This is a genomic window from Paenibacillus anseongensis, from assembly GCF_009757995.1.
Taxonomy (GTDB): Bacteria; Bacillota; Bacilli; order Paenibacillales; family NBRC-103111; genus Paenibacillus_E; species Paenibacillus_E chondroitinus.
Genome location: NZ_WSEM01000016.1, coordinates 1,079,950 through 1,100,130 on the forward strand (window position 1 = coordinate 1,079,950; position 20,181 = coordinate 1,100,130).

22 protein-coding genes are annotated in these 20,181 nt (G+C 44.3%); 6 read left to right on the forward strand and 16 right to left on the reverse strand.

Translation table 11 applies throughout. The features are described from left to right. Positions 1-387 precede the first annotated feature (387 nt). From GON05_RS21300 to GON05_RS21310, 3 genes are all read right to left on the reverse strand, one after another. Entirely contained in the window at positions 388-789 is a 402-nt protein-coding gene (locus GON05_RS21300) for a DUF3397 domain-containing protein (protein ID WP_157321604.1), read from the reverse strand. Between the two features lie 15 nt (positions 790-804). Next, positions 805-1,764 (reverse strand): ketopantoate reductase family protein, encoded by a 960-nt coding sequence (locus GON05_RS21305; RefSeq protein ID WP_157321607.1) that lies wholly within the window; start codon positions 1,762-1,764, stop codon positions 805-807. Positions 1,765-1,873: 109 nt separating this feature from the next. Continuing rightward, complete coding sequence (locus tag GON05_RS21310; protein WP_157321609.1) at positions 1,874-2,527, reverse strand: RsfA family transcriptional regulator; 654 nt, start codon at positions 2,525-2,527, stop codon at positions 1,874-1,876. 367 nt (positions 2,528-2,894) lie between these two features. Between GON05_RS21310 and GON05_RS21315 the strand changes: the two genes are divergently transcribed. Continuing rightward, positions 2,895-3,125, forward strand: a complete 231-nt coding sequence (locus GON05_RS21315; protein ID WP_028558057.1) for a DUF2626 domain-containing protein — start codon at positions 2,895-2,897, stop codon at positions 3,123-3,125. 59 nt (positions 3,126-3,184) lie between these two features. Here GON05_RS21315 and GON05_RS21320 read toward each other — a convergent pair whose 3' ends face one another. Further along, complete coding sequence (locus GON05_RS21320) at positions 3,185-4,306, reverse strand: class I SAM-dependent methyltransferase (protein WP_157321611.1); 1,122 nt, start codon at positions 4,304-4,306, stop codon at positions 3,185-3,187. A gap of 90 nt (positions 4,307-4,396) precedes the next feature. Between GON05_RS21320 and GON05_RS21325 the strand changes: the two genes are divergently transcribed. The 3 genes from GON05_RS21325 (at position 4,397) to GON05_RS21335 (ending at position 7,086) form a co-directional block, all read left to right on the forward strand. Beyond that, the gene (locus GON05_RS21325; RefSeq protein WP_157321613.1) at positions 4,397-5,362 is read left to right on the forward strand and encodes a hypothetical protein; all 966 of its coding nucleotides are present in this window, start codon (positions 4,397-4,399) and stop codon (positions 5,360-5,362) included. A gap of 103 nt (positions 5,363-5,465) precedes the next feature. After that, on the forward strand, positions 5,466-6,560 hold the full coding sequence (locus GON05_RS21330) for a coiled-coil domain-containing protein (protein WP_181646164.1): 1,095 nt from the start codon (positions 5,466-5,468) through the stop codon (positions 6,558-6,560). A 37-nt stretch (positions 6,561-6,597) separates the two neighbouring features. Beyond that, complete coding sequence (locus GON05_RS21335; protein ID WP_157321617.1) at positions 6,598-7,086, forward strand: hypothetical protein; 489 nt, start codon at positions 6,598-6,600, stop codon at positions 7,084-7,086. 54 nt (positions 7,087-7,140) lie between these two features. On the opposite strand, the gene GON05_RS21340 is transcribed toward GON05_RS21335, so the two are convergent. Beyond that, positions 7,141-8,472: a PhoH family protein gene (locus tag GON05_RS21340; RefSeq protein WP_127451916.1), complete on the reverse strand. Its 1,332-nt coding sequence runs from the start codon at positions 8,470-8,472 to the stop codon at positions 7,141-7,143. A gap of 110 nt (positions 8,473-8,582) precedes the next feature. On the opposite strand from GON05_RS21340, the gene GON05_RS21345 reads away from it, so the two are divergent. Then, positions 8,583-9,128, forward strand: a complete 546-nt coding sequence (locus tag GON05_RS21345; RefSeq protein WP_127451914.1) for a YhcN/YlaJ family sporulation lipoprotein — start codon at positions 8,583-8,585, stop codon at positions 9,126-9,128. Between the two features lie 42 nt (positions 9,129-9,170). On the opposite strand, the gene GON05_RS21350 is transcribed toward GON05_RS21345, so the two are convergent. The 6 genes from GON05_RS21350 to GON05_RS21375 all read right to left on the reverse strand — a co-directional run bounded on the left by GON05_RS21350 (position 9,171) and on the right by GON05_RS21375 (position 13,104). Further along, positions 9,171-9,314: a hypothetical protein gene (locus GON05_RS21350; RefSeq protein WP_157321620.1), complete on the reverse strand. Its 144-nt coding sequence runs from the start codon at positions 9,312-9,314 to the stop codon at positions 9,171-9,173. Between the two features lie 179 nt (positions 9,315-9,493). Then, a complete protein-coding gene (locus GON05_RS21355) occupies positions 9,494-9,775 on the reverse strand; it encodes a hypothetical protein (RefSeq protein ID WP_157321622.1) in 282 nt (93 codons plus the stop codon). A gap of 1 nt (position 9,776) precedes the next feature. After that, positions 9,777-10,205 (reverse strand): hypothetical protein, encoded by a 429-nt coding sequence (locus GON05_RS21360; protein ID WP_157321624.1) that lies wholly within the window; start codon positions 10,203-10,205, stop codon positions 9,777-9,779. Further along, positions 10,202-10,480 (reverse strand): YlaH-like family protein, encoded by a 279-nt coding sequence (locus tag GON05_RS21365; protein WP_157322294.1) that lies wholly within the window; start codon positions 10,478-10,480, stop codon positions 10,202-10,204. The genes GON05_RS21360 and GON05_RS21365 overlap by 4 nt, the downstream gene beginning before the upstream one ends. A gap of 135 nt (positions 10,481-10,615) precedes the next feature. Beyond that, positions 10,616-12,457, reverse strand: coding sequence for a translational GTPase TypA (typA, locus tag GON05_RS21370; RefSeq protein WP_157321625.1), 1,842 nt, complete (start codon positions 12,455-12,457; stop codon positions 10,616-10,618). Between the two features lie 164 nt (positions 12,458-12,621). Further along, the gene (locus GON05_RS21375) at positions 12,622-13,104 is read right to left on the reverse strand and encodes a LiaI-LiaF-like domain-containing protein (RefSeq protein WP_157321627.1); all 483 of its coding nucleotides are present in this window, start codon (positions 13,102-13,104) and stop codon (positions 12,622-12,624) included. A 221-nt stretch (positions 13,105-13,325) separates the two neighbouring features. Here GON05_RS21375 and GON05_RS21380 point away from each other — a divergent pair, with 221 nt between their 5' ends. Then, positions 13,326-14,534, forward strand: a complete 1,209-nt coding sequence (locus GON05_RS21380; protein WP_157321628.1) for an MFS transporter — start codon at positions 13,326-13,328, stop codon at positions 14,532-14,534. Positions 14,535-14,628: 94 nt separating this feature from the next. Here GON05_RS21380 and GON05_RS21385 read toward each other — a convergent pair whose 3' ends face one another. The 5 genes from GON05_RS21385 to GON05_RS21405 all read right to left on the reverse strand — a co-directional run bounded on the left by GON05_RS21385 (position 14,629) and on the right by GON05_RS21405 (position 20,070). Beyond that, a complete protein-coding gene (locus GON05_RS21385) occupies positions 14,629-15,309 on the reverse strand; it encodes a TerC family protein (RefSeq protein WP_127451904.1) in 681 nt (226 codons plus the stop codon). A gap of 82 nt (positions 15,310-15,391) precedes the next feature. Next, complete coding sequence (gene thiI, locus GON05_RS21390; protein WP_157321630.1) at positions 15,392-16,600, reverse strand: tRNA uracil 4-sulfurtransferase ThiI; 1,209 nt, start codon at positions 16,598-16,600, stop codon at positions 15,392-15,394. Next, the gene (locus GON05_RS21395) at positions 16,597-17,775 is read right to left on the reverse strand and encodes a cysteine desulfurase family protein (protein WP_157321632.1); all 1,179 of its coding nucleotides are present in this window, start codon (positions 17,773-17,775) and stop codon (positions 16,597-16,599) included. The genes thiI and GON05_RS21395 overlap by 4 nt, the downstream gene beginning before the upstream one ends. 162 nt (positions 17,776-17,937) lie before the next feature. Then, positions 17,938-18,636 carry a lytic transglycosylase domain-containing protein gene (locus GON05_RS39775; RefSeq protein WP_157321634.1) on the reverse strand — a complete coding sequence of 233 codons (699 nt, stop codon included), beginning with the start codon at positions 18,634-18,636 and terminating at the stop codon, positions 17,938-17,940. Between the two features lie 141 nt (positions 18,637-18,777). Beyond that, positions 18,778-20,070 carry a hemolysin family protein gene (locus GON05_RS21405; RefSeq protein ID WP_157322301.1) on the reverse strand — a complete coding sequence of 431 codons (1,293 nt, stop codon included), beginning with the start codon at positions 20,068-20,070 and terminating at the stop codon, positions 18,778-18,780. Positions 20,071-20,181: the final 111 nt, after the last annotated feature.

Here is a 20,181-nt window from a genome sequence, read left to right on the forward strand (position 1 = left end):
AAAATTATGTATGTCTAGAATATCTATGGTTAGGTGCGTTTGATAGTTTTATTAACATCAACCTCACACCTCAGACCCAAAAACAAGTGAAACCGCTTCAGACATGTCATAATATATTACATGAATCTCTGGTAAAAAAATTTACTAGACTCTACGCAAGGAATTATAACATATAACCACGCTTTGTCCAGACTTAATTTACCTAAGTAAGAATAAATGTTAGAAACATTGAAAAATTTAGTGTCTTCCGGTTTCTAATTATACAACCATCGGTCAATAAAATCTACACGATTTTCATTGTTATTTTCTACAAATCTCAAATAAATATTACAAAGAAAAGCAGAAAAGTCTCTTTTTTCGTGCAATTTCAACAAAAGAGACTTTGTTTCATGTCGAAAAAATGTAATTTTTGCCAATATGGACGAAAAAAAGCAAAATGTAAAGCATCGAAAGCCCTAAAAAGCTAAGCCTCCAAACCACTCTGCTTACTTTAAGCAAGTCTGTTTTCCCTTTCAAATGCGTTTGATAACCGCCAATAATGCCAAAAGCAATCAGCAGAACAAGGGCGATCATCCAGAACCCAAAATTTGTATGAAATAATCGATTCCACATTAACGAAACCGAGCCAAGGAGAAAAAAGGTCGTGACATCCATGGTCAGTCTAGTCGTCATCTTCTTATCACGAAGGAAGTAAAACACTAGAAACCATAATAAAACAAAAGTAATAAACGGTGCAACAGCCAGGACTGCATAAAGTGTGGAAATCCAACTCATCAATACATCCATCATCTTCAACCACCTATTTTATTCTAGTGCTTTCACTAATCGGTACACCGTACGATGTGTAGGAAGTTCGAGGTTCAGTTCATCAGCCATCTGCAATAAACTTCCGTTTATTCGGTCTATTTCTGTGGGCCTGGACTGCTCGATGTCCTGTAGCATAGATGAATGGTTCCTACTTGTAGCCTCACAAACAGTTATAATGGTTTGCCATAACGCATCAGGCAGCTTGATATCTTTGGCCTCAGCCAGGAAACAAGCCTCTCGGTAAAGGTCAAACATCAATTCCTTTGTCCAAGTTGACTCCAATAACTCCCCATTTTTTACATGCAAAATAGCTGTAAGCGGATTAATCACGGCATTAATAATCAATTTACTCCAAATTCTTACTTCCATGTTCTTCGACATCTCTGCCCGAAATCCTGCCTCTTCCAGCAAGTTCACTAACAAAAAGTGCGTAGATTTTTTATGATCAGGATCCGTGCAATTAGACGCACCTATGTAGGTTACGCCATGACCTGTGTGAGAGACTTCAGTTGGACTTTCTCGCCTAGCTCCCTCTGTCGTCACAGCAAGCAGCAGCTTATTTCCTCTGTCATTTTCACTCAAATCAGCCTCATGTCCGATTCCGTTCTGGAAACTAACTAGATACGTAATCTCTGAGCGCCGAGAATCTATATATTGTACGAGTTCTTTCGTAATTGCAGGTTGCTTGACCATGAGAAATATATAATCATATGGGTGCACAGGAGCGGTAGCAGTAGCCACAGACTCCTTGTCTTCTTGGTAATGACTAAATTCTATGAAACCGCCGCGAGTTGTCCTATGGGGCTCGGTCGTTCCGCCTAGCTTTATGCCTTCTTGAACAAGCTGATCAGCTTGTTCTTTCGTTCGTGCAATTACGGTCAAATGCTCACACAGAGCGGACAGCTTGGCAGCAAATAAAAGACCTAACGAACCTGCTCCAATTATCATAATTCGCATTCTAGTTCCTCCACTCATAGCAATCGTCATCATTATACAACAAAAAAGCCTCAGTCCAAGGATTCACCTTGATCTGAAGCTTTTCTCTCGACTGGAGCAGCAGAATGGTTTACTCTACTCTCTCTAAATTGCCGTTCGCATCCATTTTGAAACGCGGCTTCTCTTCTTCCTCTTCCTCCACCAAAAAGGCCATCTTCCGCGCACGGTCCATAATTTGAATCAGCGCCTTGTAATCATCGTTGACAACCCGATAATCTGTTTCAACTTCGTTCACTTGTTTATTGAGCTTATTATTTTCTCTGCCCAGTCTATCTAGTTCATCTTCTTTGTCCTGCAGTTCTTTTTCCAAGTTTTTAATATGACGATTCATATCTTGATACGTATTTCTCCATTGTCTCAAGAACCTGATCACGGCATCAATAGATAACGTTTCTTCTGTAAAAGCTTCCGTTTTGCCCGTTGACAGTTCCGGAGCATCCAGTAATCCAATGGAAGATGATCCCGAAATGGATACAGCCGCATGTTTCTTAAGCTGCGTCCTTTTTTGGCGTTGAGCTTTCGCAATTTGGATGGCCGCCTCGTATTTTTTTCTTACAAAGCTGTTCCATCGAAATCCGCATGCTGCCGCCGTACGTCCAATTCGCTCCCCAACTTCTTCAAACGCAGATAATTGCGTACTTCCCTCTCTAATGTGACGCAAAGTCACTTCCGCTAAAATCAAATCGTCTTCATCGCTCCAAGCATCTTGTCTTATAGCCGACATAAGGTTAAACCTCCTAACATAATGTACAGATGCAACGAACTGAAAGAAGTGAACCCATGATTCAGCGGGCCATCTTTCAGTATGAATAAAGAAGAATCAATTCGTGAGTACCCGTGTATAAATTGATTCGTGCCATTATTACTATTTCTATGCCCGTACTAGAGTTCATAGAATCTATTTGATACTAAATGGTATTGCCAAATTTTTTGACACTCATACATGGGATTCGGATAAAAAGACATACTACATCTATATGATGAAATGTTTGCAATTTCGTCACCGTTTGACGGTTTACACTGTTCAGTTCAAAAGGTATAATGTGTTGTAGTTAAAGTGCAACGTGGTACGAGAGGGGGATGTAACGAGAATGGATCGCATGTTTCGGGTTCTAGGTTTTTGGACACTTGTTATCGCATTGATGAGTTTAGCAGGCGATATGATACCTATGTCTCTGATTTTCTTTTTCCAAACAGCTGTATTCGTCATTCTAGGCTATATGCGCTTGTCAGAACGAACTTACATATTGTTGTTCTGGGGATATATGATTATTTCCTTCAGTGGGTTTACGTACTGGTCATTTTTCAAAATGTCCATCTAGTACAAGGACAACAACAAACAAAAAGGTGAGCCGATGGTTGTCCATCGGTTCACCTTTTTTCATTTCGCGGCAATTAGCACCTTGAACAGTTCGCTCATTTGATCACTAAGCAGCAATTGCCTTATAGACCTGTTGCGCTTAGAAACTTCACTAAAGGGATTGGGATCGTAATGATTTTGCAATTTTTCCAAAATACCACGTTCCACTAGAAAATCTCTCTGCGTCAGAAGTCGGCAATTGGTAAAACCGTTCTGTCGAGCAGCCTCTTCCACTGCACTAAAGTTTACATGGGAAGTTAGATCCTGTTCGCCTTGATAGATCCACGGATTCTCGTGCGCTTGATGCTTCCGGTAACACATCAATGTGCCCAAGTGTCTGTGAGCCGCGAACAACTCTTCTTCGGTGTCGCCATAATCAATAATAAGACAGCTGCCGCTAATCATCCGTTTGGAAATTCGTGATATCCAAGCTTCGCTTTTAAGATTAAGCTCACCGATTTGGCCATCTAACCAATGAACCTTTAGGCGATCTATGGTGTCTAATAGAGGCTTGGACTTAATAGACAGCCAAATTTCACTAAAAGTCCGATCTCGCTCCTGCCACGTGACATAAGATTCTTGATAAGTTCCGTCTACATATCGGATTCGATGGACCGGAAAAGCATCCAACAGTTCATTTGCCAAAATAAACATATTCGCTTGAGGTTCCTCGTCCAACCATTCCTGCTCACTTGTAAACCGAAGAAGCTGCTCGTGCATATTCAGAGCGGTACGCTGAAGTCCACGGTGAAAAGCGCTAGTTTCAATGATTGTATAGGTTACGCGTTCGTAAACTGACGGCGCACTTCTTTTTAATTCATCCAAGAGATGCAGGGCCATGCGACCGTTTCCCCCGCCCCACTCAACGAGATGCAGCGGTTCCGAACCGAGAAGTTCCCGTCTTTGAAGCTCATCTCCAATAAAAGAGGCTATCATTTCGCCCATCACAGATCCGATGGAAGAACTGGTATAAAAATCGCCTTCTTTCCCGATTTTGAGGCTCTCATTTCGATAATACCCGTTAGGTTCGCTATAGAGACATAGCTCCATATAGTTCCGGAACGAAATCGCCTGGTTTTCAGAGGAATGTATGGCGTGAATGATCATTGAGACCAATTCCGGATGTCCGAGCTTAAGCTCCAATTGAAGCCACCTCCATTTCTTTACTTAAAGACAAAGCAGCAGGAAACCATTATAATGAATAAGGATCATGGAAGGAGAGACAAAATACGCATGTCAAAGAAGTGGATAACCCTTACAGCGGTAACAGCCATCAGCTTGCTATCGTTGACAGCTTGTACAGACAACACAAAAGTAAAAGAAGCTTTGGAACAATCTCTCAATAAACAAAAGGAAATGAAGTCTTACACCTTTGAAGGAAGCACAACACTCGCCATCAGTGATGCTTTGTTGAAAACATCCAACCCTTTGACGAATAGCCTTTTATCTCTAGTCAAAGACAGCACGATAGATTGGAAAGGAATCAGCAATATAGAACCGCTCCAATTCCAAACGGATTTGAAAATTACCCCTAAGGGCTCTACGTCACCTTTCGAGATACCAATTCTCATTAAAGATAGCAAAATGTATTTTAATATGCCAGCATTAAATAAGACGGCAGACGAGTATTATGCAATTGATCTGCAGCAAATGAGCCAAACCAGTAAGAGTCCTTTAACGTTGGATACGTTGAAAAATACTTCTCAGCTCTCCACTTCATTAGGCAATCTAGTATTTAGCGGCATTGATCCAAAATGGTACAAAGAAGCCAAGGAGCCTGTCAAGTTAAAGGACGGATCATCGGCCAAGTCCATCAGTGTTGAGCTCACAAGCAAAAATGAAAAGGACATTAATACCGTTTTTCAAACTAAGCTGCCTGAGTTTATCGGGACACTTCAAAATAACGGCTTTATACCGGCCGACAAAGCGGAACAGCTAAAGAAATCACAGTCTGGTGCCATCCAGCTGAAAGCTCCAAGCAAAATGGTCGTCTCAATTGACGACAGCGGTTTTATCCGGGATCAATCCATCGATGTTGTGTTTCAAATGACCGTGGATGGCAAGCCCCAAGAGAACCACATCGTCATTCACCAAACGTACGACGCGATCAACCAAGCAACTGCTTTAACGAAGGAAGTACCTAAGAATGTCAAAAGTTTTGATGAAATTCTGAAGCTAATAGCACCTGTCAAGAAATAAGAAACCTATAGGAAATACTTACTTCGTCCTCCGAGGTAAGTATTTTTTTGTGCTTCAATTAATAGAAATATGATAATCTGTTCATAGGGGGAGAATGCGTTCAATGAGATATAAATGCCTATCAATCATGATGTCCATCCTGCTGATGATGCAGCTTACGCTTCCGCTCCATCCTGCATTAGCTGAAGAGAATAAGCCAGCAGTCGACGAAGCCAAGGAACTCGTCCAGAAAGGACTTACCATTTTTGAAATCGATAAAGAAGTAAGCCGGCTTAATGAACAAGACGCCAAAATCGTCCTGCAAATCAAGCAAAATGAACAAGATATCACGAAGCAAAACAGTCATGTTGACAGCACACGCAAACACGCGGGCAATGTGATGAGGGCTTATTACACTGGAGATCGAGACTCGATCTGGATGCTGCTGTTTTCCGTTCATTCTTTCGCCGATGCCTTGCGGATGTTCGAGTATTTACAAATGATCATATCCAATGATCACCGTGCATTAGCCGCTTTTACAGATTCGTTCAATAAATTGAAAAGCTTACAAAAAGATCTGGAAACATCCCGTGCCGACCTGCAAAAGACGAAAGATACCTATCTTGAACAGCGGGAAAGGCTCGTGAAACTCCAAGATGAATTGGACAAACAGCTCGCTGTCAGCGCTCAAGCCGGGGTCATCCAGGAACAAATAAAGAGTTTAAACGATCAGTGGAAATCAGAAGGCATCCCTTTGTTCCGCGAGTATTTGAAAAATCTGTCCGCGGCGTTTCGGGAACTTCCGCAATATGTAACGAAAGAAAGTAAATTTATGGACTTATCTTCCATCAAAAATCCAGTCATTACGATCAGCGATACGGATTTCAACGCCTATTTGCACGGCAAAAATGAGTCGCTGCAAAATTTGAATTTTCAATTTACCGACGGTTCCATTATTGCCAAAGGCCAAAAGGATCAAATTCAGATGACCATCGAAGGCCGATTCTTGTTAAAGGAAAATCCCGACATGAATGAAGTACGGTTTGTCGTGGATAAGCTTGAATTCAATGGCTTTCAGCTGCCTGATACGACAATTGAAGATTTTTCGAAGGAATTCCAACTTGGCTTCATCCCGAAAAAAATCGTCAGTTACCTGGATGTCGTCAGTGTAGAAACGAAAAACGGCACCGCAGTTGTGAAACTCAAATTATCCCTGTAAACTAGCTATGGATAATTAAATAAAGTGAGGACGTAGCATGGAAGCAAAAATTGGACTTTTAATGGATGTACCTGATGGCAAGCTGGTCGATTTCTATACGCAAATTGAAAAAGCTCTGGCAGGCAAAGCAAATATCTTCGATCAAGACAACGAAATGATCATTGTCAGCTCGGAGGCCGAGAAATTCGCCGTTATCGAGGTGATGGCAGGACTGGGCGTTAATACGGATCAAATGAAATTGCTTTTGCTGCCATCAGATGCTGAATTAACGGATCTCTTCAGCGATTATGGATTTACTAGCGAAGGTGAGAACAACTACTTATACGAGAAGCTGGTTGTCTCCTTCCGATTCACGGAAGACAGCAAGGAAGCGGATGTCGATCAAGCCTCGCTGCAAATCGAAGAACATCTCCTTGCCCTTTACAAGGATCATGGGCGTGATATTTACGTTGTCGATCGACAGCTCGAAGAGCTGATGCAAGGTATCGCCAAAGCTTATCGATGCCGCATCGAAATGCTCGCTTAACACACAAATAAACCCCTCTTTCCCAGATTACCTGGGAGGAGGGGTTTATTCGTGTTAGAGTAAATCAGCTGCTAATTGCGCTAGATGCGAACGTTCGCCTCGCTCCAGCGTAATATGACCACTGATGCCCTCTTGCTTGAATCGTTCAACCACATAGGTTAATCCGTTGCTCGAAGCATCCAAATAAGGATGGTCAATTTGATCCGGATCGCCTAACAGAACGATTTTACTGCCCTCACCCACACGAGATACGATTGTTTTGATCTCATGCTTGGATAAGTTTTGCGCCTCATCGATAATGATGAACTGTCCTGGGATGGAACGCCCACGAATGTAAGTGAGCGCTTCGACTTGAATGCTGCCGAGACCAGCCAGTACCTTCTCAATATCTCCGGGTTTCTTCGTATCAAACAAATACTCCAGATTATCATAGATCGGCTGCATCCATGGGCGCAGCTTCTCTTCTTTTTCACCAGGCAGATAACCAATATCCTTGCCCATAGGAACAACTGGTCGAGCAATAAGCAGCTTTTTGTATTTGCGGTCATCTTCAATTTTCATGAGACCCGCAGCAAGCGTTAATAGCGTCTTACCAGTTCCCGCTTTCCCAGTCAGGGTGACGAGCGGGATATCGTCATTGAGCAAAAGCTCAAGAGCCATGCGCTGCTGCGCATTTCGCGCGGCAATTCCCCAGATGGGATCGTTACTCATAAAGAGCGGCTCAAGTTTTTTGGCATCTGTCGTTACTTTCAGCAGAGCGGATTTCGATGAACCCAGCTCATCCCGTAAGATAACAAATTCATGCGGGTGAAGCATATAACCCAAATTCAATGATGTCACGGTTAAGAAGCGATATGAGTAAAATTCGTCAATCACAGACGGATGAACATATAAGGTGATGCAGCCGGTGTACATATCTGTTTGAGCTACGATGCGATCGGTTAAATAGTCTTGTGCAGGAATGCCCAGCACATCAGCTTTGATCCGTACCAGCGTATCTTTACTAACGATGATAACGGGTCTCGGAATATCATTCGCCTGCTCTTCCAGATGATAGTTGAGCGCCACGGCAAGTATGCGGTTATCATTCGTTAATTCGGAGAAAGTATCCTGCAATTTCGCAAAACTTCGATGGTTAAGCTCCACTTTAATGCTTCCGCCTCGTTCAAGGCTAATGCCGTCAGATAAGGTACCTTTAGTCCTTAACCCATCGAGTAATCGGGAGACATGTCTCGCATTTCGGCCTATTTCATCCGCATTTCGTTTCTTAGAATCGATTTCCTCCAACACCACGGCGGGTATGACTACTTCATTATCTTCGAACGCGAATAATGCATTAGGGTCCTGAAGCAGTACATTGGTATCTAACACGTAAATTTTTTTCATTGGTGTGTCCCCTCCCAGATTTGGCGTCAGATCATTGGTTATATTTCATACATACAACCTAGCTGTGCAGGACAAACTAAACGCGAGATTCAAGGAAAGGATCGATTCAAGTGAGACTATTGTGCGTATTATCGTTGGTACTGACCCTCGCGGTTGGCTGTAGTCAAGCGCCGAAAAGCGGTGCCCCCTCTCAAGATACAAATCAAAGACAGGTAAAGGTACAACAAATTGCTCCACAAAAGCTGGAGATCAAAGATTCTAAAGCTGTTGCGGAACGATTGGAAAGCCTAGCCACCAGTATCCCGCAAGTTGAAAGTGCGCATTGTGTTGTATTCGGCAATACCGCTGTCGTTGGCATCAACCTCAGAAAAGATATGGATCGCTCGAGAGTGGGCACCGTCAAATATTCGGTAGCGGAAGCTCTCAAAAAAGATCCCTATGGTGTGAATGCCATCGTAACAGCAGATCTTGATCTAGATCAACGGCTGCGCAACATTCGGGATAACGTAAGAGCAGGAAGGCCGATTACCGGGTTCGCTGAGCAAATGGCGGATATCATGGGCCGGGCTATGCCGCAACTGCCGCGTGATATACGCAATCCCCAAGACAATACAGGACCTAATGACGCGAACCAGGCCGGGAATCCAAATCCATAATTCGCGGAAAGATAACAAAAAGCCTGACTGCACACAGCAGATCTAGGCTTTTTTTATCGCATCAAAAACTTGGCCGGGTGGCTTGACAGATACTCGGCACGCAAAAGTTTTCTCATATTCAACTGTTGTCATCATTGGGGCGCGATCAATTAATTGCTCCGGTAAAGCTGTGATGTGTTCAGCCATATCGCTTGCGCCTCCTACTAGGTGGTTGAAAACGCTACTTACACTAACAGTATAGCATAGCTGGTGGCAAGCGTTCCACCATTATGTATCTATTTTCAGGTCATGCGAACACTCCTTTTTAACCCAGATATACCTTATTGTACGTTGGATTAAAAAAGTTATGTCGCCAAAATTCCTGTCTATTGATTATTGTAAATAGGATTGGCATTAATATCATCCAATAGCTTCTCAGCGGATTCGCGATCAAAGCTCTGTCTGCTCTTGACTCCTTCACGTTCATAGGAAATGTGAATTTTCATTGGATCCGTTACATCAACGAGTTCAATTTGGCTGACTCCATGATCTTCATGAAGTATCATTGCGAAAAAATCCAATGTTTCTTTGGCAGCCTCGTCGTTTGGTCTGGCTTCACTGACGATCTGCATCTGCAGCCAATTGAAAAAAGTATCTTGGAGATTCATCTTAATGCCCATCCTCTCTGAGTAAAATGACATCATAACCCGACTCCAACCAACGAAGCCATTGATTGATCCAATTGCTATGTTCAGAATCTACATCACACTTCAAGCAAGAGACAAGCTCCAGAGCCTCTTTACGCGTAAGCAAACGGTCAAGAAAGGCTTCAGCACAATGCGAGAGATGAAAGGGCTTACCATCAAAGCTGATCGCCTCAAACTGCTCGAGATCCAGCTCTACAAGTTCTGAGCCGCATAGCTCCTCGTCGTCACTTAAGAGCAGACTGGACTTAAACATCGCAAGCAATCTGGGATGCTTCCCATTTGCCAATTCTCGGAGCGACTCCAACTCTTTCAGCGGCGTACAATGGATACGGTCTGCCCCAAGAACTAAGGGCGAATCATTCACAATTGGAGTTAGCCAGTATCTGGTCATTCCGGGCTGCTGCTCCCGCTTCTTTTTTCGATAAAATAACGTACCCGAACTAGAAACATGAGAGAAATCGCGACAGTCAAGCAAAGTACAATTGGTAGTCCTACCAACTGAAAACCAAGTAACATGATGGACCCAATCGCCATGAGCAAGTAAACAACGGCTGTCTTAAGAACCGGTAATTTGCGAGTCCGAAAAACTTTGTTATATACGTAGGACATAAATATGAAGATTAACAAATAAGTGATGTAAATGTGATTTCCAAACCATTCATTCAACGCTGTCAATACCATACACTCCATTTCGCTTAAAAAGTAAAGTCAACTTATTGTATTATCGCTCAATTGCGCAAATAAATAAAGGGAAATGCCGCCGGAAGGCTGACATTTCCCCTATTAAGAACACTTTGTGAACTAGACGTTAGCTTCAGCCACTTTACGTTGTTTCTCAGCACGTTCACGTTCGCTTTTGTTCAAGATCTTTTTACGGATACGAACGGATTTTGGCGTAATTTCGCAGTACTCATCATCGTTCAAATACTCAAGAGCTTGCTCCAAAGAGTATACGCGAGGAGTTTTCATTTTCACCGTTTCTTCTTTGTTTGCGGAACGGATGTTGTTTACCGCTTTTTCTTTACAAATGTTCACGATGATGTCGTTGTCGCGTGTGTGCTCACCAACGATCATGCCTTCGTAAACTTCCGTTTGCGGGTGAACGAACAGGATACCGCGATCTTCTACGGAAAGAATACCGTACAGCGTGGAAACGCCTGTTTCACTGGATACAAGTACGCCTTCATGACGTCCGCCAACGTTAGCTCCTTGGTATGGACCATAGCTGTCGAAAGCGTGGTTCATAATTCCATAACCACGAGTCAATGTTAGGAAGTTCGTTCTGTAACCGATCAAACCACGCGCTGGAATCAGGAACTCAAGGCGTACGTTGCCGCTGCCGTTGTTGATCATGTTAACCATTTCCGCTTTACGTGAACCTAAGCTCTCCATAACGGAACCCATGCTGTCTTCTGGAACGTCGATGATCAAACGCTCGATCGGCTCCATTTTTTGACCTTCAACTTGACGGATGATAACTTCCGGTTTGGAAACTTGCAATTCAAAACCTTCACGACGCATGTTTTCGATCAAAATACCCAAGTGAAGCTCACCGCGGCCTGATACGATGAAAGCATCTGGGCTGTCTGTATCTTCAACGCGTAAACTTACATCTGTTTCAAGCTCTTTGTACAGACGCTCACGAATTTTACGGGAAGTAACCCATTTACCTTCACGACCTGCGAAAGGTGAGTTATTCACGACAAATGTCATTTGTAATGTAGGCTCATCGATTTTCAATACCGGCAAAGCTTCAGGGTTCGCTGGATCTGCTACCGTTTCACCAATGTTGATATCTTTGATACCAGCAATGGCAATGATGTCCCCTGCAGCCGCTTCTTCAATCTCAATACGCTTCAAACCATTGAAGCCGAATAGCTTCTCGATTCTCGCTTGCTTTTGTCCGCCTTCACGAGTCATTACTGCAACAGTTTGGCCTTGACGAATTTTACCGCGGTTCACACGGCCTACGCCGATACGACCAAGGTATTCGTTGTAATCCATCAGTGTAACGAGGAATTGCAGCGGTTGATCCACATCTTCAGTTGGAGAAGGAATGTGTGTAACGATCGTTTCATAGATAGCTTCCATGTTCTGATCTTGTTTATCAGGGTCAAGACTGGAAGTACCTTGCAATGCGGAAGCATAAACCACGTGGAAATCAAGCTGCTCATCCGTAGCACCAAGCTCAATGAACAAGTCAAGAACTTCGTCCACAACTTCAGCTGGACGAGCGTTCGGACGGTCAATCTTGTTAACAACAACAACTGGCTTCAGGTTGCTTTCAAGGGCTTTACGAAGAACGAACTTAGTTTGCGGCATTGTACCTTCGAAGGCATCAACAACGAGCAAAACGCCGTCAACCATCTTCATGATACGTTCTACTTCACCGCCAAAGTCGGCGTGTCCAGGTGTATCTACGATATTAATAAGGAAATCTTTATAATTAATCGCTGTATTTTTTGCAAGAATGGTAATACCGCGTTCTCTTTCGAGATCGTTTGAGTCCATCGCTCTTTCTTGGACAGCTTCATTGTCACGGAATGTACCGGATTGTTGAAGTAATTTATCAACGAGTGTTGTTTTGCCGTGGTCAACGTGAGCGATAATTGCAATATTGCGGATCTTTTCTCTTGCTTGCATGAATGTCAAACCCTCTCTACCCTATAATTTTCGTCTCTGTTCATAAAACAAGCGTCGGACAAAAGCGCCGACGCTTGACATTTATGTTTATTATACGCAGTTTCTCGACATTATGCAAGATAATTGACGAGCAATATAAAACTTTTACATAAAACACATACGGTTTACCACACATTTTTCCTCCGGAAAATCATAAGAAGCCCAGCTGCAACAAGGATCAAAGCGATTACATATATCCCTAATTTAACAAGCAGCGTAATTCCGAAAAGTACGGCAGAAACGATACCAAGCACTAGTGCGCCTATCCACACCCCACGGTCACTTCCGCGATCGAACAGATGCAACTCATATAATCCGATGGCTACACCGAGTATGAATCCAGGCCAGAGATAGCTCATTGAACCCCAACCAAATATATTGCAGAAAAAGAACATCAAGCCATACGTCGTCAAAATACCTCCAGGGACGAGTACGCCTGCCGGCCAAGTGCGGTTAAAGAACAAAATGTGAAAAAGCAATCCAGGTGCAAGTAAAACAAGAGGCCAGAAGAAGGAAAAAATAAAGTGAATAACGCCTAATTTCCCAAGAAGCAATAATACGGCCAGGCCAATTAACAGGATACCGATGGAGTAGCTATTTCTAGCCATTACAATTCCCTCCTATTTCACTTGTCAATTCGATGTCACTTTCTTTCGACACCATTCAACAAGTAGTTTATCGTACCTTGCTCAAAATTGCTAGCCTGCAACCTATTTGCGGGCACGCCGTTTTTTTGCGTTCATTTACCTTCCTTGGGGCATACTGAAAGGCGTGGTGCCTGATTTCCCTCTATCTAGCAGGTTGGCATACGTTCAACACGGGAGGCCACATGAAATCTTTATCTGAAAAGGAACAGAAAAAACGAAAACCGCTCTGGACCAAAGCTTTTCTCGTCACTTCATTGTCCAATTTACTGCTTTTTTTCAGTTTTCAAATGCTGATCCCAACCATCCCTACACATATATCGCAGTTAGGGGGGAATGACTTTCAAGTCGGACTCGTTATTGGAATTTTTACAATTTCATCGCTTCTAACTCGTCCATTTGCCGGCAGAGCGCTTGACCTCCTTGGTAGAAAGCACGTGTTGCTAGTTGGCTTAACGATCTGTGCGCTTACGATAGCCGGCTATTCGTATATGGCTGTCATTGCACTCATCCTTGCCGCGCGGTTCGTTCACGGGATTGGTTGGGGCATATCTACGACGTCCTTAGGAACGGTAATCGCTGATATCATTCCGCCTGAACGTCGCGGGGAAGGTATGGGATATTACGGATTATCCAATACCTTTGCCATGGCGCTTGCTCCGCTTACCGGATTATGGATCATGCAAACGTACAGTTTCCATCGCGTTCTTTTGATTTCTACCCTGCTGGCTGTGCTCTCCTTATTTAGTTCACTTTTTATTTCCTACGCCAAACCTGTGCCTATCGAAAAGTCGGTTCAAAAGCCTAAGCTTATTGATCGCTTATGGGAACGTACGGCTTTGGTCCCCTCGGTTTTACTGCTGTGTACGGCCATTTGTTATGGAGGGATCGTGACTTTCATTACTTTGTTCGGCCTCGAAGCCGGCATTTCAAATGTAGGCTGGTTTTTTCTGTGCAATGCTTCTATGGTGCTTATTGTACGGCCTATAACAGGCGTGCTTTTTGATCGAAAAGGTCCGGAATGGGTGCTGCTGCCTGGAGCACTTTTCACGATAACCGGACTGCTTCTGCTTTCATACGCGCGCACAGAATTCAGCTTGGCGATTGCGGCGCTATGCTATGGGATCGGCTTTGGTTCCATCCAGCCTGCCTTGCAGGCATGGACAATTGCTCGCGCAGCCCCTAATCGGCGTGGCGCGGCCAGCGGAACCTTCTTCTCCGCCAACGATTTAGGCATAGGACTTGGTGCCATGGTTCTTGGCGCCTTGGCCAACTTAAGCGGCAGCTATGCGCTCATGTACCGCTTCTCAAGCGTACTCATCATTGTGTTTCTGCTTATATACGGATGGAGCTTTTGGCACGTTTGGCGCAGCGTACAGCTTCCACAGCGATAAGGAATGTAACCTACTGAGCCGCTGCGCCGAGGTTCTCCCAACAACAATAAAACCGCTTCGCTGGATAAGACCAGCTTGGCGGTTTTCCTTTTCTCTATTCATTTCTTGTTTTTAATTGCAGCAATCTCAACCATTTCACGGATACCCCAATCACGATAACAAGCGCGGATGCTACAATCGGAATCCAGACATGTAGAAATTCGTAATCATGAAGGAACCAATCGATCATTTTCTCGTCTTTTACGAACATTTCACCAGCTGTATACCCCAGAATGCCTGCCCCCAAAAGAACAAGAACCGGATATTTGTGCAGCAAATTCATAACAAGCGTGCTTCCCCAAATAATGATTGGGATACTAAGTCCAATCCCCAGTATGATGACCGTATTGTTGCCGTTGCCTTTGGCTGCAATCGCCAGCACGTTGTCAAGACTCATCACGAAATCCGCGACGATAATCGTCCAGATCGCTTTGCCCAGCGTTGAAGCCTCTTTCACATTCGCATGACTGTCATCATCGGTCAATAATTTGATGGCAATCCAGAACAATAAGATCGAACCACCCGCTTGAATATAGGGAATATCGAGCAGGCTTACAGCGACTAACGTCAGCACAAGCCGCAACGCTATGGCTCCGAAAGCCCCCCACCACACGGCCAGCTTACGCTGTTCGACGGGAAGATTTTTGCTCGCCAACGCAATAACAACCGCATTATCGCCGCTGAGCACAATATTGATCAACATAATTTGTAAAAACAAAATGAGCGCATCAATCATGCTTTATCTTCCTCCCGGGATACATGGCGAGCTGGTGAAGAGTGGTGATGAAGTCACCTACCGTTCGGCGCCGTAGAAGCATTTAGAAGAAATGCTGATCGGGCACCTTCTTCATTTGACCATGTACGATTTCAATTGTTTCGGTTTGTTCCACGGCTTTCTGGATTAATTCCGGCAAAAAGTTCATGCCGTTCTCGATTCGCTCAACCATTTGCAGATTCGGATTGGTGCTCGGAGAAGGAGGAAGAAATAAGGAGCAGCAATCTTCATAAGGTAAAATGGATATCGGGAATGTACCGATGCTTTCGGCAATTCGAATAATTTCTTGCTTGTCCATCATCATCAGCGGCTGCAAAATCGGCAAGGTGACGACGCGTCCGATCACATTCAAGCTTGGCAGCGTTTGACTGGCCACCTGTCCTAAGCTTTCTCCAGTTACCAGCGCGCTTAGACCTTCACGATCGGCAATTTGCTCCGCAATGCGATACATAGCTCTTCGGATCAGCGTGACTAATAAGTTATCCTTATATTCACGATGTATGGACGTCTGCACTTCCGTAAATGGCACGAGGTGCAGCCTGATAGAATCTGTATACCCCGAAAGCTGGTGAGCCAGATCTATCACTTTATCCTTTGCCCGTTCACTTGTGTAAGGATAACTGTGAAAGTGTATCGCTTCGAGAGTCAGCCCTTTTCGCATCCCCAACCATCCTGCTACAGGACTGTCAATCCCTCCGGAAAGCATCAACAGCGCATTGCCGCTCGTGCCTGCCGGGAATCCTCCCGCTCCCTCAATCACTTCTGCATACAAAAGCACTTGATCTTCACGAATTTCCACACGAAGCTCGATTTCTGGTTGACGAACGTCCACTTGCAAACCAGGGATTGCTTCAAGAATGTAGCCGCCGATGAGATAATTCATTTCCTGGGAGTCTAACGGAAAAGCTTTATTGACCCTCCGAACATTCACCTTAAAGGTACTTGGAGGTTTAGGCAAATTTTGCATCATGCGCAGCGCCACTTCTTTAATGGCCTCTGGCTCCATAGGAGCATGGTAGGCCGGGCTGAACGATGCCAGTCCAAATACGCGCTGCAAGGCCTCCGAAGCTTCTTCATACGCTGCTCCCCCTAGCTCCACATATACGCGCCCGTACTCCGGAATATACCTCAAATCTGGAAATGCCCCTAAAACTTTACGAATTTGCTTGATGACACTGTTCTCAAAACGCTTACGATTCCTGCCTTTCAGTGTTAATTCACCAAAACGCAAGATTAAACAATCCGGTTTCATTTTTGCTGCCCCTTTCTGGCTGTTGATTTGCTTAACATGGGAGAAAGTTCGTTCACAACTTCCCTAAGTGCTAGCAAAAATTGGTCAATATCCTCTATTTGATGCTCATCGGAAAAACTCACTCTTAGCCCGCTGACCGCTTGCTCATGCGTACAACCTAACGCCAGCATAACTTCACTGGGATCAGTGGCATCTGAAGCACAAGCTGATTTCGTTGAAATATAGATTTGTCTTTGCTCTAACGCATGAACGACAACTTCCGCTTTCATTCCGGTAAAAGCAAAATGAACGATGTGCGGAGCCATCTCCTCATGACGCTCGGAGCCCATTAAGGTCAGCTCCGGAATCGTTAGAATACCGTCTGCAAGATGACGTCTTAGACGGTATTTATGCTCCAGCTTCGCTGGCAAGTTTTGCATGGATAGGCGCAGCGCCTTGGCCATCCCAACGATGAGCGGAACGTTCTCCGTTCCTGAGCGAAGCCCGTCTTCTTGGCCCCCGCCAACGAGCTGCGGCTTCAGTTGTACGCCCTCTCTGCGGTACAAAAAGCCCACCCCTTTGGGTCCGCGAAACTTGTGCGCAGAAACGCTGCATAAATCAATGCCCCATTCCTTCATCGATAAGGGAAGTTTTGCGATGCCTTGCACGGCGTCTACATGAAACGTCACTTTCGGGTACTTGGTAAGTAATTGCCCGATTGCCTGAATCGGCTGAATTGTGCCGACTTCGTTATTGACATACATGACGCTGACCAATATGGTATCTTCACAGAGAGCTTCGCGAAGCGTCTCTACTTCCAGACAACCGTTTTGATTAACGGGCAAACAGGTGACGCGAAATCCCTCTCGCTCTAAACTAAGGAAAACTTCCTTCACAGAAGGATGCTCAATTTGTGTAGTGATTAGATGCTTGCCTCGATTCTGATATTGATAGGCAGCACCTCGGATTGCTAGATTGTTACTCTCCGTTCCTCCGGATGTGCAGATAATACTAGCCGGCATCACGCCTAAAGCTCCCGCTATCACTTCTTTAGCGCTCTGCAGCAGTTTCTCTGCTTGGACTCCTAATCCATGAATGGATGATGGGTTTCCATAGTGCATTTTCATAACTTCTGCGATCGTATCGACGACTTCGTTATATGGCGGTGTGGTTGCCGCGTTATCCAAATATAGCATGTTCTTGCTGATTCCCCTTTTTCGATGCCCTACAAATGTGCAATTAAAATAATGCCTTCCATCATTAAAACTTAAAACCGCTCATAACTCAAGCATGCCGATGAACACAAAAAGCCGATCTCCGCATGATTCATGCGAAAATCAGCTTCTTGAAATTGCCGCCTACAGTGAAAATTTCATCTTATGCCCTAATACCTGAGAAACATAAGCTTGCGTTTCCTTCGGTAATTGGTGCAATTTATTTGATAGGTCCTGGTCATTCTTGATGCCTAAGCGATCCACACGGCCTGGACCCGCATTGTACGCAGCAAGAGCAACCCCTTCATTCCCATTGTACTTCTGGATCAAATTGCTCAAGAAATGCGTGCCCGCATCCACGTTCTGCTTAGGATCAAACGGATTCGTCACGCCATAGCCGCGTCCGGTGCCATCCATAAGCTGCATTAGACCTTTAGCGCCAGCCGGGGAAACCGCCTGATGATTGAAATCGGATTCCTGCTGAATGACCGCTTTCACGAGTGATTCATCGACGCCATATTTCGCGCTGGCCTCTTTAATTAAATCATCAAACTGTGAAGTAGACGTCGTGCGACTCCAACTTTGGAGAGGGCTATAGGCTTTATTCAAAGCGCCCAAGGAACTAGGTATGTTATTCGCCGTCATCGGATTGAGATTAGATTGACCGTCAAGACCAGAACCGGAAGCTTGTCCCATTAACGTATTCAGCAGCGTGCTGAAATCACTGGAATCATCCGTGTTGGATGTATCGGTATCCCCGGATAACAAATTAATTCTTCCCATCACCTGAAGCTGCAGCAGCTCTTTCAGAACTCTTGGATCAATGCTGTTCGTGCCGTTCATCGGTCAGACCTCGTTTCGTATAACATTCGTTGTTTTTATTGTACACGTTTTGTGCCCTCCCGACTATCCTAAAATTTCCGTTTCCTCCCTAGGCCCCGAAAAATAGAAAAAGGACAGTCATTCGACTGTCCCTAGATCTTTTCAAGAGATGTTCTGTTGTAGAAACTCATCTTGTTCCGTCATTTTTCTAACAATTAATCTCGAAATTCGCAAATGATCCGTTTCTTCCACAATGAACAAGAATTCATCGTTATAGGTCACTTGTTGATTCTTGCTAGGCGGAATCTCTGTCTGTGAGTAGATCCAGCCGCCAATTGTATCATAATCGTCGGACTCGATATCCAGCCCGAAGTAATCATTCACTTCATCAATCAAAAGCAGACCGTCAATGGAAAACGTGTTCTCGTCTTTGATTTCGATCGTTGGACGTTCCTCGTCAAACTCATCCTGGATTTCACCAACGATTTCTTCCATGATGTCTTCCAGTGTGACAAGCCCTGAAGTTCCGCCGTATTCATCAATAAGCAAGGCCATCTGGCTTTTTCTTTTTTGCATCATTTTCAGCAAGTCACTGATATGAATGGAATCCGGTACCGTCGTAATCGGACGGATAATCTTCTTGATGCCTTTCAGGTTAGCATCCGGCTTGAGCAAATCCTTGATGTGAACGAAGCCGATAATGTTGTCTTTGTCCGGATCACATACCGGATAACGTGTACGCATTTCCTTAATCGCTATCGCTAGATTCTCCGAATAGGACAGTCCTGCATATAAACATTCCATCTCAGTTCTTGGAATCATGATTTCTCTAGCTGTTGTCTCGGCGAATCCGAATATATTATCAACAAGCGTAAGCTCTGTATTATCTATAAGTCCATTTTTGTGGCTTTCTTTCATGAGGACGCGAATTTCATCCTCCGTATGCGCTGATTCATGTTCCGTTGTCGGTTCAATGCCGGCGCGGCGAAGCATCCAATTGGAGATCCCGTTTAGCAACCAAATAAATGGATACATGATTTTGTAAAATAAGACCATCGGTCCCGAGGAAAGCAACGTGATCTGTTCAGCTTTACGAATGGCATAGGTTTTGGGGAATTGCTCGCCCAGTGTAATATGCAAAGTAGTCATCAATGAAAAGGCAATAATAAAGGTAATCGTGTGGAACACCGAATCTGGTAAATTCAGCGGAGCGAATAGTGGTTCCAAAATTTTTGCAAAGGTCGGCTCCCCGACATAACCAAGTCCCAACGAAGTAAGTGTAATCCCGAGCTGACAAGCACCTAAGTACGCATCGAGATTGTTCATAATTCCTTGCGCAAATTTCGCATTACGGCGACCTTCATCTACAAGAGAATCAATTCGACTACCTCTTACTTTCACCATCGCGAATTCAGCTGCGACAAAAAAACCATTCAGTAACACCAGTCCAAACATTAATAAGAAGCTAATTAACGTTTCGGGCAAAGGATCTTCCAATACCTTACCTATCCCCTGTCAAGCGCGGTTAAAGGCACCAAGGAGAGTAGGTACACCTCCCTTAATTTT